Annotated in this window: 20 protein-coding genes; all 20 read left to right on the top strand. The window is 34.5% G+C overall.

Features of this window, described 5'->3' with window-relative positions:
• Positions 1-14: 14 nt before the first annotated feature.
• The 20 genes from ACZ5EP_RS06120 to mnmA all read left to right on the top strand — a co-directional run bounded on the left by ACZ5EP_RS06120 (position 15) and on the right by mnmA (position 16,076).
• Entirely contained in the window at positions 15-440 is a 426-nt protein-coding gene (locus ACZ5EP_RS06120) for a F0F1 ATP synthase subunit B family protein (protein WP_127679419.1), read from the top strand.
• Positions 437-940 carry a F0F1 ATP synthase subunit B family protein gene (locus ACZ5EP_RS06115; protein WP_127679420.1) on the top strand — a complete coding sequence of 168 codons (504 nt, stop codon included), beginning with the start codon at positions 437-439 and terminating at the stop codon, positions 938-940. The genes ACZ5EP_RS06120 and ACZ5EP_RS06115 overlap by 4 nt, the downstream gene beginning before the upstream one ends.
• Positions 940-1,455 (top strand): F0F1 ATP synthase subunit delta, encoded by a 516-nt coding sequence (locus ACZ5EP_RS06110; protein ID WP_464508397.1) that lies wholly within the window; start codon positions 940-942, stop codon positions 1,453-1,455. The genes ACZ5EP_RS06115 and ACZ5EP_RS06110 overlap by 1 nt, the downstream gene beginning before the upstream one ends.
• A 15-nt stretch (positions 1,456-1,470) precedes the next feature.
• The gene (gene atpA / locus ACZ5EP_RS06105) at positions 1,471-2,970 is read left to right on the top strand and encodes a F0F1 ATP synthase subunit alpha (RefSeq protein WP_015902281.1); all 1,500 of its coding nucleotides are present in this window, start codon (positions 1,471-1,473) and stop codon (positions 2,968-2,970) included.
• Positions 2,971-2,973: 3 nt separating this feature from the next.
• Complete coding sequence (gene atpG / locus ACZ5EP_RS06100; protein WP_464508396.1) at positions 2,974-3,852, top strand: ATP synthase F1 subunit gamma; 879 nt, start codon at positions 2,974-2,976, stop codon at positions 3,850-3,852.
• A gap of 9 nt (positions 3,853-3,861) precedes the next feature.
• A complete protein-coding gene (atpD, locus tag ACZ5EP_RS06095) occupies positions 3,862-5,268 on the top strand; it encodes a F0F1 ATP synthase subunit beta (protein WP_127679424.1) in 1,407 nt (468 codons plus the stop codon).
• Between the two features lie 9 nt (positions 5,269-5,277).
• Positions 5,278-5,658 (top strand): ATP synthase F1 subunit epsilon, encoded by a 381-nt coding sequence (atpC, locus tag ACZ5EP_RS06090; RefSeq protein ID WP_127679425.1) that lies wholly within the window; start codon positions 5,278-5,280, stop codon positions 5,656-5,658.
• Positions 5,639-6,187: a MotA/TolQ/ExbB proton channel family protein gene (locus tag ACZ5EP_RS06085; RefSeq protein ID WP_464508395.1), complete on the top strand. Its 549-nt coding sequence runs from the start codon at positions 5,639-5,641 to the stop codon at positions 6,185-6,187. The genes atpC and ACZ5EP_RS06085 overlap by 20 nt, the downstream gene beginning before the upstream one ends.
• Positions 6,184-6,561 (top strand): ExbD/TolR family protein, encoded by a 378-nt coding sequence (locus ACZ5EP_RS06080; protein WP_127679427.1) that lies wholly within the window; start codon positions 6,184-6,186, stop codon positions 6,559-6,561. Before ACZ5EP_RS06085 ends, ACZ5EP_RS06080 begins: the two co-directional genes overlap by 4 nt.
• A complete protein-coding gene (locus tag ACZ5EP_RS06075; RefSeq protein ID WP_464508394.1) occupies positions 6,558-7,244 on the top strand; it encodes a hypothetical protein in 687 nt (228 codons plus the stop codon). Before ACZ5EP_RS06080 ends, ACZ5EP_RS06075 begins: the two co-directional genes overlap by 4 nt.
• Positions 7,237-8,397 (top strand): Tol-Pal system protein TolB, encoded by a 1,161-nt coding sequence (gene tolB, locus ACZ5EP_RS06070; RefSeq protein ID WP_464508393.1) that lies wholly within the window; start codon positions 7,237-7,239, stop codon positions 8,395-8,397. Before ACZ5EP_RS06075 ends, tolB begins: the two co-directional genes overlap by 8 nt.
• Positions 8,398-8,412: 15 nt before the next feature.
• Positions 8,413-9,006: an OmpA family protein gene (locus tag ACZ5EP_RS06065; protein WP_127679430.1), complete on the top strand. Its 594-nt coding sequence runs from the start codon at positions 8,413-8,415 to the stop codon at positions 9,004-9,006.
• A 31-nt stretch (positions 9,007-9,037) separates the two neighbouring features.
• Positions 9,038-9,931 (top strand): tetratricopeptide repeat protein, encoded by an 894-nt coding sequence (locus ACZ5EP_RS06060; protein WP_127679431.1) that lies wholly within the window; start codon positions 9,038-9,040, stop codon positions 9,929-9,931.
• A gap of 37 nt (positions 9,932-9,968) precedes the next feature.
• Positions 9,969-10,454: an FKBP-type peptidyl-prolyl cis-trans isomerase gene (locus ACZ5EP_RS06055; protein WP_127679432.1), complete on the top strand. Its 486-nt coding sequence runs from the start codon at positions 9,969-9,971 to the stop codon at positions 10,452-10,454.
• Positions 10,455-10,646: 192 nt separating this feature from the next.
• Positions 10,647-11,561, top strand: a complete 915-nt coding sequence (gene fabD, locus ACZ5EP_RS06050; RefSeq protein ID WP_464508392.1) for an ACP S-malonyltransferase — start codon at positions 10,647-10,649, stop codon at positions 11,559-11,561.
• A 21-nt stretch (positions 11,562-11,582) separates the two neighbouring features.
• Positions 11,583-12,323: a nitrilase-related carbon-nitrogen hydrolase gene (locus ACZ5EP_RS06045; protein WP_464508391.1), complete on the top strand. Its 741-nt coding sequence runs from the start codon at positions 11,583-11,585 to the stop codon at positions 12,321-12,323.
• Complete coding sequence (locus tag ACZ5EP_RS06040) at positions 12,323-13,009, top strand: 5'-methylthioadenosine/adenosylhomocysteine nucleosidase (RefSeq protein WP_464508390.1); 687 nt, start codon at positions 12,323-12,325, stop codon at positions 13,007-13,009. Before ACZ5EP_RS06045 ends, ACZ5EP_RS06040 begins: the two co-directional genes overlap by 1 nt.
• Positions 13,006-14,202: a YdgA family protein gene (locus ACZ5EP_RS06035; protein ID WP_464508389.1), complete on the top strand. Its 1,197-nt coding sequence runs from the start codon at positions 13,006-13,008 to the stop codon at positions 14,200-14,202. Before ACZ5EP_RS06040 ends, ACZ5EP_RS06035 begins: the two co-directional genes overlap by 4 nt.
• Before the next feature lie 51 nt (positions 14,203-14,253).
• Positions 14,254-15,033: a tRNA 2-thiocytidine biosynthesis TtcA family protein gene (locus ACZ5EP_RS06030; RefSeq protein WP_464508388.1), complete on the top strand. Its 780-nt coding sequence runs from the start codon at positions 14,254-14,256 to the stop codon at positions 15,031-15,033.
• Complete coding sequence (mnmA, locus tag ACZ5EP_RS06025) at positions 15,033-16,076, top strand: tRNA 2-thiouridine(34) synthase MnmA (RefSeq protein WP_464508387.1); 1,044 nt, start codon at positions 15,033-15,035, stop codon at positions 16,074-16,076. The genes ACZ5EP_RS06030 and mnmA overlap by 1 nt, the downstream gene beginning before the upstream one ends.
• Positions 16,077-16,137 lie beyond the last annotated feature (61 nt).

Raw genomic sequence — 16,137 nt, 5'->3', positions numbered from 1 at the left:
AAAAAGGAGAATTAATGCTTGACCTTAATATAGGTGTGATGCTTATTGAAGCCGGTATTTTCCTGGTAACGCTGATTTTACTGAAAATTTGGCTGTTTGAACCGTTGGTTAAATTTATGGATGAAAGAGAAGAAAAATTAAGAAAATCTCTTGAAATGATAAACGCCAATACTGAAGACACTAAAGAACTTGAAGAAGAGATTCAAAAAGTTCTTGCCAAAGCAAAAAAAGAGGCTAAAGAGATCAGAGATGAAGCAAGAGCCAAAGCTCAGGCTGAAGCGGCAGAAATGAAAGCAAAAAGATTAGCTGAAATTGAAGCTGCCAAAGAAGAGCTTGCAAAAGAAATTCAGGCTGAAAAAGAAAGAATTCTTTCAGAACTTGCTGGTTCTAAAGAAGAAATCAAAACATTGGTTGAAAACAAAATAAGGAATGCGGCATGAAAAAAGCGTTGTTTTTAGTTGCACTGTTAAGCAGTATGCTTTTTGCAAACGAAGCTGCTGCAGGAGGTACTGATATAGTTGCCAGAACGATTAACTTTTTAATCTTCGTTGCAATATTATGGTACTTGGTTGGAAACAAAGTTATTGCGTTTTTTAGAAACAGAAAAGAAGAAATCGCAAATAAATTCCAAGAAGTTGAAAACAAATTAAAAGAAGCTAAACAGAGAAAAGAAGAGCTTAAAGCAAAACTTGAAGAAGCAAAAATCAAAGCTACGGAAATAGTTGAAGATGCTAAAAAAGAAGCAGAATTAATTTACAGCAAAATTATTGAAGACACTAAAACTGAACTTGAAATAATGGAAAAACATTTTGAAGAAGCTAAGCTTGCCGAAATCAGAAAAGCTAAAAGAGAAGCAATTAAAGCTTTCCTTGAAGATGTTCTTAAAGACGTACATCTTTCAAGCGAAGACGCAGCTAAACTTGTATTAAAGGTAGCATAATGGTAGTTGAAAAATATACAAAGGCGTTTTTGGCATCTTTAAATGAAGACGAAATAGCACCCGCTTATGAAGCTGTTGCTAGAATCGCATCAGTTGCTAAAGATCCAAAATTTATTTTAATCGTTAAATCTCCTCTTTTAAGCATAGATGAAAAAATTAATACTTTGGCAAAAATCGCCGAGTATGACAATCCGAAATTTTTAAATTTTTTAAGAATTATTCTTGAAAACAAAAGAGAAGACCTTTTTAAAGAGATACATACTTCTTTATATGAAAAAGTTTCCAGACATTTTAATACTTACGCAGGTGTAGTTGAGGGTAAAGTGAGCGAAAACACGTTAAAAAAAATTGAAGCTAAATTGTCTCAAAAATTCAATGCGACAATTAAACTTCAATTGGACGAAAAAGATATAAACGGAATAAAAGTTTTCGTAGATATCTTAAACGTTGAAGTTGCACTCAGTGAAGATAAAATCAAATCTGATTTAATAAACAATATTTTAAAAGCAATCTAAAAGAAAGGAGTATAAGTGGTACAAGAAATCACTTCGATAATCAAGGAAAGAATTGAAAACTACGACTTAAAAGTAGACGTAGAAGAAGTTGGTAAAGTAATTTACTCAGCTGACGGTATCGCTAAGGTATACGGTCTTACAAACGTAATGGCCGGTGAAATGGTTGAATTTGAAACTGGTGAAAAAGGTTTGGTATTCAACCTTGAAGCTGACAACGTTGGTGTGGTTGTACTTGGAAAAGGTACAGACATTACTGAAGGAAGTTCAGTTAAAAGACTTGGTAAACTAATCTCAGTACCTGTTGGTGAAGCGTTAATAGGAAGAGTTGTAAACGCGCTTGGTGAACCGATTGACGGTAAAGGACCTATTGAAGCTACTGAATACAGATATGTAGAAGAAAAAGCGCCTGGAATTATGGCAAGAAAATCTGTTCATGAGCCTCTTCAAACTGGTCTTAAAGCAATCGATGCGCTTGTTCCTATCGGTAGAGGGCAAAGAGAGCTTATTATTGGGGACAGACAAACTGGTAAAACTACAGTTGCACTAGATACTATTCTTAACCAGAAAAATGAAGATGTTATTTGTATTTATGTTGCAGTAGGTCAAAAACAGTCAACTGTTGCTAACATCGTTAGAATTCTTGAAGAGCACGGTGCAATGGATTACACAATCGTTGTTAACGCTTCTGCATCTGAAGCTGCTTCACTTAAATTCTTAGCGCCATATGCCGGTGTTACAATGGGTGAATATTTCAGAGATAACGGAAGACATGCTCTTATCGTTTACGATGATTTATCTAAACACGCAGATGCGTACAGAGAAATGTCATTACTTCTAAGAAGACCTCCGGGAAGGGAAGCATATCCAGGTGACGTATTCTACCTACACAGTAGATTACTTGAAAGAGCAGCTAAACTTAACGATGAGCTTGGTGCGGGAAGTTTAACAGCTTTACCAATTATCGAAACTAAAGGTGGTGACGTTGCTGCTTATATTCCGACAAACGTAATTTCAATTACTGACGGTCAGATTTTCCTTGAAACTAACCTTTTCAACAAAGGTATCAGACCTGCGATTAACGTTGGTCTTTCAGTATCAAGGGTTGGTGGTGCCGCTCAGATTAAAGCAATGAAACAAGTTGCCGGAAACTTAAGACTTGACCTTGCGCAGTTCAGAGAGCTTGAAGCATTCTCACAATTTGCAAGTGACCTTGATGAAGCAAGTAGAAAACAGCTTGAAAGAGGTGAAAGACTTGTTGAAATTCTAAAACAGCCGGCATATTCACCGCTGCCAGTTGAAAAACAAGTTGTAATTATTTACGCTGGTACAAGAGGATATTTAGATGATATCGATACTAAATCAATCAGAAGATTTGAAGATGAGTTATATCCGTTCATCGAAACTAAATATCCACAGATTTTTGAAAGCATCAGAACTAAGAAAAAACTAGACGATGAAACTGAAGAACTACTTAAAAAAGCATTAGAAGAGTTTAAGGCTGGGTTCGAAGGATAATAAATGGCAACTTTAAAAGAGCTAAAACAAAAAATAAGCAGTGTTAAAAACACTCAAAAAACAACAAGGGCGATGAAACTTGTTTCTACCGCTAAACTTAAAAGAGCGGAAGAAGCAATTCTTCGCTCTAGAGAATATGCTAAAAAAATTGATGAAGTTATGCATGAGATCTCAGCAAAACTTGCAAGCGTTAAAGACTCTATTGAGTTAAGAGCATTTGCTAAAATAGATAATGTTGAAAAAGTAGACGTGCTTGTAATTACAGCTGATAAAGGTCTGTGCGGTGGATTCAATATTCAGACAATTAAAAAAACGATTGCATTAATTGAAGAGCTTAAAGAAAAAAAAGTTAAAATAAGACTTAAAGTAATCGGTAAAAAAGCGATAGAATATTTCAAATTCGTCGGCATTGAAATGTATGAAGAAATTGTTGGACTAAGCGCTCAGCCTAATTACGAAAAAGCAGCTGAGCTGATTGAACAGAGTTATCAAGATTTCGTAAACGAAGAAATCGATAATATTATTACAATACACAACGGTTATGTAAATAAACTTACACAGCAGGTTTATGTAAAAGAACTTTTACCGATTGAAGTGGATGTTAATGATTCTCAAGACTTTTTAGAAGTTGAACCTGATAACGATTATGAAACAATTTTGGAAACTTTAGTTAAAAAATATATTGAGTATTCACTTTATTATGCGCTTTTAGATTCATTAGCAGCAGAGCACAGTGCGAGAATGCAGGCAATGGATGCTGCGACTAACAACGCAAAAGAAATGGTACATCAGTTGACACTGGAATTTAACAAAGCAAGACAAGAAGCTGTAACAAGAGAACTTATCGAAATCGTTACTGCAATAGAAGCAATGAAAAAGTAAAGGAGTAAAATGGAAGGTAAAGTATTACAAATTTTAGGTCCTGTAGTTGACGTAGAATTTGAAGGAGATATTCCGGCGATAAACGAAGCGCTTTATGTGGAATTTGAAGCAAATGGTGAGAAGAAAAAAGTTGTATTAGAGGTTGCTGCACAAATCGGTGATCATATCGTTAGAACAATTGCAATGGATTTGACTGACGGTCTTACAAGAGGAGAAAAAGTAGTAGCTACTGGCGCTCCTATTAAAGTACCTGTCGGTGAAGCTGTTCTTGGTAGAATTTTCAACGTAACAGGTGACGTAATTGACGGCGGTGAAGAAGTTCCTGCTGATACACCGAGATGGTCAATCCATAGAGACGCTCCTCCGTTTGAAGAGCAGTCAACTAAAATGGAAGTATTCGAAACCGGTATTAAAGTTGTAGACCTTCTATGTCCTTACATGAAAGGTGGTAAAACTGGTCTATTCGGTGGTGCCGGAGTTGGTAAAACGGTTATTATTATGGAACTTATCCACAACGTTGCATATAAACACAGCGGTTACTCTGTATTTGCAGGGGTTGGTGAAAGAACAAGAGAAGGTAACGACCTTTACCATGAAATGAAAGAATCAGGGGTTCTTGACAAAGTTGCACTGTGCTACGGTCAGATGAACGAACCTCCGGGATGTAGAAACAGAGTTGCGATGACAGGTCTTACAATGGCTGAATACTTCAGGGACGAAGAAGGAAGAGACGTACTTATGTTCATCGACAACATATTCAGATTTGCTCAGGCGGGTGCGGAAATGTCAGCGCTTCTTGGAAGAATTCCAAGTGCGGTTGGTTATCAGCCTACACTTGCTACTGAAATGGGTAAATTACAAGAAAGAATTACTTCTACTAAAAAAGGAAGTATTACGTCTATCCAGGCTGTTTACGTACCGGCTGACGACTTGACTGACCCGGCACCGGCAAGCGTATTCGCACACTTGGATTCAACAACAGTACTTAACAGAAAAATTGCTGAAAAAGGTATTTACCCGGCAGTTGACCCGCTTGATTCAACAAGTAGAATTCTTGATCCTCAAATCGTAGGTGAAGAGCACTACAAAGTAGCAAGGGGTGTTCAGGAAGTATTACAAAAATATAAAGATTTACAAGATATTATTGCGATCCTTGGTATGGACGAACTTAGCGAAGAAGATAAGTTAACTGTTGCAAGAGCAAGAAAAATTGAGAAATTCTTATCACAACCGTTCTTCGTTGCAAAAGTGTTTACCGGAGCAGACGGAAGATATGTAGAACTTAATAAAACAATTGCAGGATTTAAAGAAATTCTTGAAGGTAAAGTTGACGACTTACCGGAAAATGCATTCTACATGGTAGGTGATTTAGACGAAGCTAAAGAAAAAGCTGAAAAAATGAAGGCTCAAAGCTAAAGGAAGCAAATGAAACTTGATATTGTTACACCTCTTGGAAGAATATACGAGGGTGAAATAAAAGAAGCATATTTTCCGGGAATTGAAGGTGAATTTGGTGTCCTTGAAGGACACGCACCTTTAATGACTACTTTACAGCCGGGAGTAATTACTGTTAAAAAAGAAGACGGCAGTGAAGAAATTATTGCTATTAATACAGGTTACGTAGAAGTTACGCCTGATCACGTAAACGTATTAGTAGACGGCGCCCAGCCTGTTTCAGGTGAAAAAGCCGGAGATATTGCAGAAGCGATAGAGAAAGCTAAAAAACTTATTCGTGATGCGGCAAACAGCGATGTTCTTGTTGCATCTGTTGAGGCAAAGATAGAAAGTGCTGCCAGAAATATCTAAAATCTTAAGCAACCCTATAAACATTGTTGTTTTAGGGTGGCTTGGGATTTATCTATTTTTTGTATTCTTCATATTTTTCTACAAATTTATAGGATTGTCTTCTTGGATAAAAAAAGAAAAAGAATCATTAAATGCTTTACTTATGAGCGGAAACATTTCAGGTGTTTCATCACTTAAAAGATGTATAGATAAAACTGAAAACATAAACTCACTTACATTTGACGCATGTATACAAGCTGCAAAAAGCAGCGCTGAGAGCGGAATAACGTTTTTAGGTATAGTTGCATCCACAGCACCGTTTATAGGTCTGTTTGGAACAGTTATAGGAATACTAACTGCGTTTTCTTCTATGCAGAGCGTGACTACTATTAATATGATTGCTCCTGCAATAGCGGATGCTTTAGTAGCAACTGCTGTAGGTATTATAGTAGCGGTGCCCGCGTATTCGTTTCATCAGATACTAAGCAAAAAAGTTGAAGATTTGATAAGTGTATTAACAATGCAAAAGGATTTTTATTTAAGCAAATGAAAAAGCCAGAATTAAATATTACTCCTTTTGTAGATATTATGCTAGTACTGCTTGCTATACTTATGGTATCGGTGACGGTAAGCACTTATCAGGAAAAAACAGTTAATCTGCCAAAAGGCAGCGAAACTACACCTGCTGCAAAAAAACCGACAATTACAATTACCATAAATGCAAAAGGTATAGTAAAGGTAAATAAAGAAGAAATTCCACTTAAAAATTTTTTAGAGGAATTCAATCTTAAATACGGTAATTTCAATAAAAATTCTCTTGTTTATATTGCAGCGGACAAAAACATTAAATATAAAACTTTTATGAAAGTTTACGCAGCGGTGGTAAAAACAGGATTTACTCAAATAGGGCTGTTAACTAGATGAAAATAGCTGTTTCTTTTATTCTGACCGTAATCGTTTACGGACTGATAGTTATTTTTTTTCTCTTTTTTCTTTTTCCAAAACCTAAGCCGGAAAAAAAAGTTTATATACATACTGCAATAATTGCCAAAAAGGCAAAAATTAACTCCAACGCTAAAAAACAGTCAAAAAAAATAAAGAAAAAAATTGTTTCTAAAATAAAGAAAACACCTAAAAAAGTTAAAAAATCAGGCTCTAAAACTAACATGACCCACGGGGGGCAGGACATAGGATTTAATGATATATTTAAAAATGTGGATTATAATGTTGAAACTAAAAAAATAGTTCAGAAAAAGCAGCTAGATATGAGCAGATTTAGAGGAATAGAAAGAAATCTTAAAAAAATTAAAAAAATTAGTGTTGAAGTTAATTTTGTGCAGAACAGCGGTAAAAAATTGACTAAAGACGAAATAAACGACATTATTTCACAAAAGCTTTATTCAATATGGTATGATATTTCTACAATTCCCAGCGAATATGCTAAAATTAACATACAGTCTATGAACGGGAATGTAGAAGTTAATATATTAGACAGCAATCTGCCTGTTTCAAAACAGACAATGCTGATAAATGAAATAAAAAAAGTAAAGTTTGATAAAAATTTTAATATAACAGTATTATTCCAATCAAAGGTAAGCAATGATTAAAAAAATTATACTAAGTATTTTGTTGACAATTAGTGTTTTTGCGAACGAATTAGTAATAACAAAGTATTTTAACGAAAAACCGAAAATAGAAATTACATATACGGGCGATAAAAACGTTTTAAAAATTTTAAAAATGGATTTAACGGTTCTTGATCATTTTAATTATGTGATCAATCAAGACAATAACGCTACATACAGATTTGATTTCACTTATCAAAACAAGACGTTAAAAGTAAAATATTATGAAAAGAATGCTCTTAAAGTAGAAAAAATATATAAATCAAACAGTTACGCCTATTTTCCGTTTTTAGTTCATAAAGCTGTTTATGATATTAATGAATATTTTGGACTGCCTCATGCTAAGTTTTTAATCAGAAAAGTTATTTATTCTATGCTTGTGGCACCTAAACAGGCAAATATTTATCTTGCGGATTACACTCTTTCATATAAAAAAAGAATAATCAGCGGAGGGCTTAATATTTTCCCTAAATGGGCGGACGTTAAGCAGAATGTGATTTATTATACAAAACTCGGTAGACTTCCGACTTTATACAGACTTAATTTAAGAACGGGAAAAAGAGAAAAAATACTGACTTCCCAGGGAATGCTCATTGTTTCTGATGTAAAGGGAGATAAGCTGCTGCTGACTCTTGCACCTGAAGGGCAGCCTGATGTATATGAATATGATATCGCCACAAAAAAACTTACGAAGCTAACTAATTATAACGGAATAGACGTAAACGGAAAGTTTTGGGGCAAAGATAAAATAGTATTTGTTTCCGACAGATACGGAATGCCTATGGTGTTTAGCAAAAACCTTGATAACGGAATAGTACAAAGGGTGCTTTATCACGGTAAAAACCAGGTAGGTGTAGATGCATATAAAAATTATCTTGTAATAAGTACAAGAGAAACCAGCAATGCGTTTTCAAAAAATACGTTTAACCTGTTTTTGATTAATAAACAGGATGATTCTTTAAAAAGACTTACTTTTAAAGGACAAAACAGTTTTCCTAATTTTTCTGTAGATGGAAATTCTATAATGTTTATAAAAAGAGAAAATTTTTATTCAAAAATTGGTATAATACGATTAAATGAAAACAAAGTTTTTTATTATCCACTGCCAAAAATATTACAATCGTTTGATTGGTAAAATAAAGGAGAAGAAATGAAGAAAAAATTACTAATCGCAACAGGAGTAGCAGCGTTACTCATGATCACAGGATGTTCAAAGCAGCCGAATCTTGAAAATGCAACTCAAACTGAACAGACTGCTCAAACAGCTAACACTCAGAATGCAAACCAAAACAGTGCAACTGCAACCGGCAATGAAACTGTAAATACTCAAAATGCAAACGTTGAAGAACAGACTATAGGCGAAGGTACTAAAATAACAGTAACAGCAAATCAAAAATTTGCTAAAAAACTTGCTAATATTGTTGTTTATTTTGACTTTGACAAATACAATATCAGACCTGACCAATGGCCGAAAGTTGAAGAACTTGCAAAACTTATTAAAAGCAATCCTGCAAATTACACTGTAAGAATTGAAGGTAACTGTGACGAGTGGGGTACAGAAGAATACAACTATGCTTTAGGTTTAAAAAGAGCCAACTCTGTTAAAAACGCTTTAATCAAATTAGGTGTAGACCCTAAAAAACTTACAATTATCAGTTATGGGGAATTAAATCCTGTATGTACCGCACATGCTAAATGGTGCTGGAGAAAAAACAGAAGAGATAATTTTACATATCTTCCATAAATAGTGTACAATTCCTTAAAAAAGGAATTGTATGAAAAAACTTTTTTTTCTTATCCCGGTATTGTTATTAGCCGATGTCAATCCATTTGGCGCAGGTAATTTAAACTCTCCAAATCCTTACGGGCTTACACCTCAGGAAAAAGCAATACTTCAAAATAAAAAGAACATTCAAAAAAACAGCAAATTAATCAGCAGTTTAAAAACTGAACTTGAAAATTTTAAATCTAAGCTTGCACAGAAATTTGTGGAATACGATCAGACTATTTCAGATTTGAGCAATAAACTTTCATCTTTTAATACCATACTAAGTGAAATAGATGCAGCTAAACTTTCTATAGAAAATATTAAAAAAGAATTGAACGATACCAATTTAACAGATATGAAAAATAAAATTTCAGATTTAGAGCAGAGAGTTTCTAATCTGGAAGAGCAGAATAAAGCTATAAAAAAAACGATTGAAGAAATTACAAAAATACAAAATGAAAATTTTCAAAATTTAAGCAATTCCATACAGGTTATTCTAGACCAGCTGAAAAAATTAAATCAGCAGACTAAACAGTTGAATCCTAAAGAAGCTTTCGAAAAAGCAAAAAAACTTTACTTTAAAGGTGAACTGAATAAAGCAAAAGATCTGTTTTTATACTCACTTCAAAAAAGACATCTGCCTGCCACTTCGTCTTATTATTTAGGTGAAATAGCCTATAAACAGGGACATTATAAAGAAGCTTTGGCATATTATAAAAAAAGCATTTCACTTTATCCGAAGAAAACATCATTTACTGACAGACTGTTATATCATACGGGAATATCATTCTTAAAACTTAAACAGACCAAAAACGCCAAACTTACATTTAAAAAGCTTGTTTTGGATTTTCCTAAATCAAAATATGCGGCTTTAGCTAAAAAAGAGTTGGAAAAATTATAAGATTATGTTATACTGCGTAAAATTTTAAAGGATTACAATGGCAAAAGTATACGGAATTGAATATACGGTTAAGAACTCAAAAGGTGAAGTAGTTGACTCTAATAAAGGACAGGCTCCTCTTGAATTTATAGCAGGACAAAACCAAATTATCCCGGGACTTGAAAAAGAAGTTGAAGGTATGGAAGTAGGAGAAGAAAAAACTGTAACTGTAAAAGCAGACGAAGCTTACGGTCAGAGAAATGAAGAGTGGGTTGAGACTCTTCCTAAAGAACAGTTCGAAGGGATTGATTTACAAAAAGGAATGACTCTTTACGGACAATCTCCTGACGGACAGACTATTGCAGTAACTGTTGTAGATTTTGACGATAAAAACGTAACTATCGATTATAATCATCCTCTAGCAGGTGAAGATTTAACATTTGATGTTAAAGTTGTCAGCAAAAGAGATGCAACATTAGAAGAGCTTGCAGGTGGAGAGCAAGGTCAGGGATGCGGATGCGGTACAGGATGCGGATGCCACTAATCCCTCTCTTTTTTCTTTTTTTGTTTTATATTGGTGTCTGGCGCTAAGTATCTTATTCTTCCATTATCTTAATTTTTATAATCTGTTTATTTAGTTTGATATCGGCACTTAATTATGATTTTATGTTTATATATTTTAAAATTAAAACCATTTCTATCCTATATGATATAATTTTAGTAAAAAAGGGTGATAATGAAAATAGGTTTATTGTTTCCGGGACAGGGAAGCCAGTTTGTCGGAATGGGTAAAGATTTTTATGAAAATTCGGCAGTTGCAAAAGAGATGTTTGAACTTGCAAGCGATTCGGTAAAAATTGATTTTAAAAAACTCATGTTTGAAGAAAACGAAGATTTAAATAAAACCGAATATACTCAGCCTGCAATTTTAATGTATTCCGCAATAGCATACGAATTGTTTAAAAACAGCGCAGATTTTGATTATGCGTTTTCTTTAGGACATTCTTTAGGGGAATTTAGCGCGCTTTATTCTGCCGGTGCGATTGATTTAGCAGATGCTGTAAAGCTTGTACATGAAAGAGGTAAGCTTATGAATGCGGCTTTCAGGGATAAAGTCGGTTCTATGATGGTTGTATTGGGTCTGGATGACGAAACAATAGAAAATATATGTAAAGAATCCAATCTTCAAGTCTGGCCTGCAAATTACAACAGTGACGGTCAGCTAGTATTAGCCGGAATAAGAGAAGATTTGGAAAAACTTGAACCTGTACTAAAAGAAAAAGGCGCAAAAAGAGCAATGCTTTTAAATATGAGCGTGGCGAGTCACTGTCCTTTACTTGAGAGTGCGAGCGCTCCTTTAAAAGAGCTTTTGGCGGAAGCGCTGAAAGATAAATTTAAAGACGTAGTAAGCAATGTAACGGCTAAAGCGTATAATACAAAAGCTGAAGCTCTTGAAGTACTTCCTGTACAGCTTACAAAACCGGTATTGTATAAACAGTCAATTAAAAATTATGAAAATGACGCCGGCGTGTTTGTAGAATTCGGAGGTAAAGTGTTAATGGGTATAAACAGAAAAATCACAAAGAAAAAGACTCTTCCGATAACTGACATGGCGAGTTTGGAAAAAGTAATCGGTTCATTAAGTAATTAAATTAACATTCAGGGAAAAAATATGAAAATAGCTCTTGCACAGATAGCTCCGAAACTGTCTCCGGAAAATCTGGAAAAACATCTGGAGTATATCTCCGGAACAGATGCCGATCTTGTCGTTTTTCCGGAACTTTCAATGAACGGATATAAAATAAAAGACGCTTTATTGGAAGATTCTTTCAGTTTGGATTATTTTAAAAATTTAAAGTTTGATAAAGATGTGGTTTTAGGCGCGGCTATAAAAAAAGACGGAAAAATATTCAACAGCGCTTTATATTTAGGCAAAGATTTACATATTCACAATAAAGTGCATCTTCCTACTTACGGAGTTTTTGAAGAAGGGAGATTCTTTTTTTCCGGGGAAAGTTTTAGCGTATTTGACTCTAAAGCCGGTAAAACTGCTATGTTTGTTTGTGAAGATGTATTTAGCGGAGACGCTATGGATTTCGTATCGGAACACAAGCCTGATTTGATTATCGTAATAGCCGCTTCTCCCGCAAGAGAATTTAGTGAGGGTAAGCTGTTGATAGAGGAGCAGTGGGACGCTCTTTTAAAGTCAATGGCTATACTAAGCGGTGCTTATATCGTTTTTTGCAACAGGGTAGGTTTTGAAGACGGTTTGGGATTCTGGGGAGGAAGCAGGGTTGTCAATCCTAAAGGAGAGGTTGAAATAAAAGCTGATTATTTTGAAGAACAGATAATAGAATGCGAGCTTAACCATAGCCTGACAGTTACGCAAAAATATTTTTTAAGGAAAAGCTGATGATTGGAATAATGTGCGCAATGGTTGAGGAGCTTGAGCCTATTTTGGAGTATATGCATATTAAAGAAAAAAAAGAGCACGCAAACAATACTTATTATATTGCGGAATTTAACGGTAAAAATATTGTATTGGCATATAGTAAAATAGGCAAAGTGAACGCTTCGATTACGGCAACTGTGATGATAGAAAAGTTCGGAGTAGACGTTTTGCTTTTCAGCGGCGTCGCCGGAGGTATAGACGAGGATTTGAAAATAGGAGATCTTATAACAGCAACGCATGTGTGTCAGCATGACGTTGATCTTACGGTATTCGGATATAAGCACGGATTTATACCTGAGAGTGAAATATATTTTGACTGTAATGTAAATCTGATAAATCTTGCTAAAAAAGTTGCGGATGAGATGGGTATAAAACTCAAAACGGGAATTATCGCAAGCGGCGATCAGTTTATCCATTCAAAAGAAAAAAAAGAGTGGATAAAAGAAGTATTCGGGGCAAGTGCAATTGAAATGGAAGGCGGTGCCGTAGGGTGTGTATGCTGGAACGAACAGGTGCCGTTTTTTATGCTAAGAGCCATCAGCGATACCGCTGAAGAAGGTGCGGGTGTGGATTTTGATGAATTTTTGGAAGAATCGAGCAAAGTCAGTGCAAAATTTTTAGTAAATATGTTAAAGGAAATTAAATGAATAAAAATAAATTAATAGTAATGTTCATAACGTTTGCCGTATTGATAGCGGCGACTCCGTTTATATTCGGCAAACTTATGAATTCAAGATACAACCAGATGCTTAATGATTTAAGATCGAAGGGCATAAGCATTAATGTGGTAAAAGACAAAAGTACTTATCTTCAAACAGACAAAGTTCTAGAAGTAAGCATACCTTCAAAACTTTTAAACGACAACGGAGTAATAAAAGAGATAAAACTGCATATCGAAACAAAATTCAAAAACCTGCCGGTAACGAATGTACTGTTTCTTGGAAAACTGGATCAAGTCGTTTTAAGCGACCAGTATAAAAATCTTGAAAGCAAAATAAACCCTTTCTTGCAAAAATATATTAAATTTGTCGTCACAACGCCTAATTTCAGGGATTATGCATATAAATTCGATGATATCGTCATAAAAGACAAAGCGGATATAGGTATCAAAAATATAAAAGGAACGTTTAAAAACGGAAAACTGATTAAAAACAGTCTGAATATAAAAGAAATATATATAAAAGACAAAAAAGGATATTTTGAAATTAAAAATTTCAAAAACCATTTCGAAGGCAATGAAAAAAGCACTTATTCAAAAACGAATTTCGATGTCGATGTGAATATAAACAGATTTAAACTTCAGGTTCAGAACGTTTATTCAACAACCAAAACGCTGCTTTCAAAAGAAGTTACCGTACATTCTTCATTAGGATTTGACAGTCTGGATGTTCCGAATATGGCAAATGCCCAGAAATTTGATGTAAAAGCCCAGATTAACGGTATTGAAACAAAAATTCTTGAGCAGCTGGCAAAAGCTCCTAAAGACGAACAGGAACAATATCTGGATAAAATTTTTGAAAAAGGTTTCAATATAAATGTTAACAGCAGCCTAAAAGACGCAAAAGTTATGCAAAGAGACTTGGGCGGATACAATTTAGGGCTTAATATTAAATTTTTACCAACTAAAAACTTTAGAGCGAAAGTTAACAGCAAAAATATTGATTTTGTAGATATAAAACTTGATTTGACTACAACTCCTCAAATAGCGAATCTGATTATGAATATGGTTCCAAGAAGCGCATTTTTATTTGCTTTGGCTAAGAAAAAAAACGGAAAGGTTGTGTTAAATCTTGAATATAAAAAAGGACAGCTTTACAGTGACGGACAGCTTATAAAATAAATTAAAAAGACTAAAGAGTAATTGTTGGAAAAGGAAAAAAATAAAGAGAAAATGAAAAACCCTATAAAAGATATATATTTTTCAAAAAAAGTCACTAAATTTGCCGGGCGTGCGAACGGAGAGTTTGATCTGATAAAAGAAGGCGACCGTGTAATGGTCGCTTTCAGCGGCGGTAAAGACAGTTTCGTTTTACTTCATGTTCTTAAAAGAATGCAGCTAATCGCCCCTTTTAAATTTGATCTTTTAGCCGTTACTATAGATGCGGGAACCGGAATAGATTATTCTCCTTTAGTTAAACACTGTAAAGAATTCGGAATAGAATATATTATATATCAAACACCGATACTTGAAATTTTGGAAGAAAAGAAACGTCCCGGGAGCAGTGCATGCGGATTTTGCGCCAGAATGAGAAGAGGTGCTCTTTATACCAAAGCGTTGGAGCTCGGATACAATAAAATAGCGCTCGGGCATCATTTCGACGATGCGGTGGAAACTTTCTTTATGAGTATGTTTTATAACGGAATGATGCGCTCTATGCCTCCTAAATACAAAGCCTACAACGAAATAGAAGTTATAAGGCCTTTAATAAAGGTTAGGGAAAAATGGATACAGTATATGAGTGATCGAAACGATTTTCCTATAATAGACGGAGAATCAAGCTGTCTAGCATTTAACGAAGCCGATCAGGCTAAAACGCCTTATGTAAGAAATGAAATCAAACAGTGGCTTAAAGATATGGAAGAAAAAGAGCCTAAACTGTTTCAAAGACTTGACAGTGCTTTTGGAAATATAGACTGTTCTACGTTTTTTATGAAGGAGTTTTTTAAATAATGAAGAATGAGAAATTAAAAAATAAAAAAGTATTGGTGGGTGTCAGCGGGGGTGTTGACAGCGCAATGAGCGTATATCTTTTAAAAGAGCAGGGATATGATGTTTTAGGTATATATATGAAAATGCATGAAGGTGTTAATCATTCCGAAAATCTTGCAAAAATAGAAAAACTTTCAAAAAAGCTGAATTTTGAATATGTCGTTGAAGACGTTCAGGATGAATTTAAAAAAGAGGTATACGAATATTTTATTGAAAGTTACAAAAACGGTATTACGCCAAATCCGTGTGCAATGTGCAATATTAAAATAAAATTCGGTATTTTTATGAATTTTTTAGAAAAATATGGGTGTGATTTGGCGGCTACCGGCCATTATGTCAGAAACGACGGAGAGTTTTTATATCAGGCAAAAGACGAAAGCAAAGACCAGAGCTATTTTCTTTTCGGAATAAAAAAAGAGATTCTTCCTAAAATCCTGTTTCCTTTAGGAGAATATACAAAAGATGAAATCAAAAAGCTGGCTTCGGAAATTGGGCTTGACGAATTTGCAAGCCAGAAAGAATCCCAGGATATATGTTTTATAGATACGAGTTATACGGATGTACTCAAACTTCATTTTAATCCGGAAAGAAAAGGAAAAGTTGTAAACAAAAGAGGCCATAAAATAGGTCTCCACAAAGGGTATCCGTATTATACCGTGGGTCAGAGAAAAGGATTTACACTTTTTAAATCACATAAGCCTCAGTATGTAATAGGCATAGACGCCAAAAGCAATACCCTTATTGTCGGAGATAAAAAGGATCTTGAAAAAAAACAGGTGTTTTTAAAAGGCGTAAATCTTTTTATTGATGAAAAAACATTTGAATGTGAAGCCAAAATAAGATACAGAGCACCGAAAATGCCGGCTGTTGTGAAAATGGAAAGCAAAAGCAAAGCTGTTGTGAACTTTTATGAACCGGTTTTAGGTGTTGCAAAAGGGCAGGCGTGTGTGTTTTACGAGGGTGAAAGACTTCTCGGAGGCGGATGGATAAGAGGCGGAAGATAATATTTATAGTGAAAAATGAGAAAAATTAAAGAGAAAAACCAAAAGTTGGCAATGTAAAATT

The sequence above is a fragment of the Nautilia abyssi genome (assembly GCF_055388085.1).
Note: the sequence above shows the minus strand (reverse complement) of the source record. Positions and strands in the feature narration are given on the sequence as shown.

Coding starts and splice junctions, on each gene's coding strand:
- ACZ5EP_RS06120 (WP_127679419.1), top strand. CDS start 15: ATGCTTGACCTTAATATAGGTGTGATGCTTATTGAAGCCGGTATTTTC.
- ACZ5EP_RS06115 (WP_127679420.1), top strand. CDS start 437: ATGAAAAAAGCGTTGTTTTTAGTTGCACTGTTAAGCAGTATGCTTTTT.
- ACZ5EP_RS06110 (WP_464508397.1), top strand. CDS start 940: ATGGTAGTTGAAAAATATACAAAGGCGTTTTTGGCATCTTTAAATGAA.
- atpG (WP_464508396.1), top strand. CDS start 2,974: ATGGCAACTTTAAAAGAGCTAAAACAAAAAATAAGCAGTGTTAAAAAC.
- atpD (WP_127679424.1), top strand. CDS start 3,862: ATGGAAGGTAAAGTATTACAAATTTTAGGTCCTGTAGTTGACGTAGAA.
- atpC (WP_127679425.1), top strand. CDS start 5,278: ATGAAACTTGATATTGTTACACCTCTTGGAAGAATATACGAGGGTGAA.
- ACZ5EP_RS06080 (WP_127679427.1), top strand. CDS start 6,184: ATGAAAAAGCCAGAATTAAATATTACTCCTTTTGTAGATATTATGCTA.
- ACZ5EP_RS06075 (WP_464508394.1), top strand. CDS start 6,558: ATGAAAATAGCTGTTTCTTTTATTCTGACCGTAATCGTTTACGGACTG.
- tolB (WP_464508393.1), top strand. CDS start 7,237: ATGATTAAAAAAATTATACTAAGTATTTTGTTGACAATTAGTGTTTTT.
- ACZ5EP_RS06065 (WP_127679430.1), top strand. CDS start 8,413: ATGAAGAAAAAATTACTAATCGCAACAGGAGTAGCAGCGTTACTCATG.
- ACZ5EP_RS06060 (WP_127679431.1), top strand. CDS start 9,038: ATGAAAAAACTTTTTTTTCTTATCCCGGTATTGTTATTAGCCGATGTC.
- ACZ5EP_RS06055 (WP_127679432.1), top strand. CDS start 9,969: ATGGCAAAAGTATACGGAATTGAATATACGGTTAAGAACTCAAAAGGT.
- fabD (WP_464508392.1), top strand. CDS start 10,647: ATGAAAATAGGTTTATTGTTTCCGGGACAGGGAAGCCAGTTTGTCGGA.
- ACZ5EP_RS06045 (WP_464508391.1), top strand. CDS start 11,583: ATGAAAATAGCTCTTGCACAGATAGCTCCGAAACTGTCTCCGGAAAAT.
- ACZ5EP_RS06040 (WP_464508390.1), top strand. CDS start 12,323: ATGATTGGAATAATGTGCGCAATGGTTGAGGAGCTTGAGCCTATTTTG.
- ACZ5EP_RS06035 (WP_464508389.1), top strand. CDS start 13,006: ATGAATAAAAATAAATTAATAGTAATGTTCATAACGTTTGCCGTATTG.
- ACZ5EP_RS06030 (WP_464508388.1), top strand. CDS start 14,254: ATGAAAAACCCTATAAAAGATATATATTTTTCAAAAAAAGTCACTAAA.
- mnmA (WP_464508387.1), top strand. CDS start 15,033: ATGAAGAATGAGAAATTAAAAAATAAAAAAGTATTGGTGGGTGTCAGC.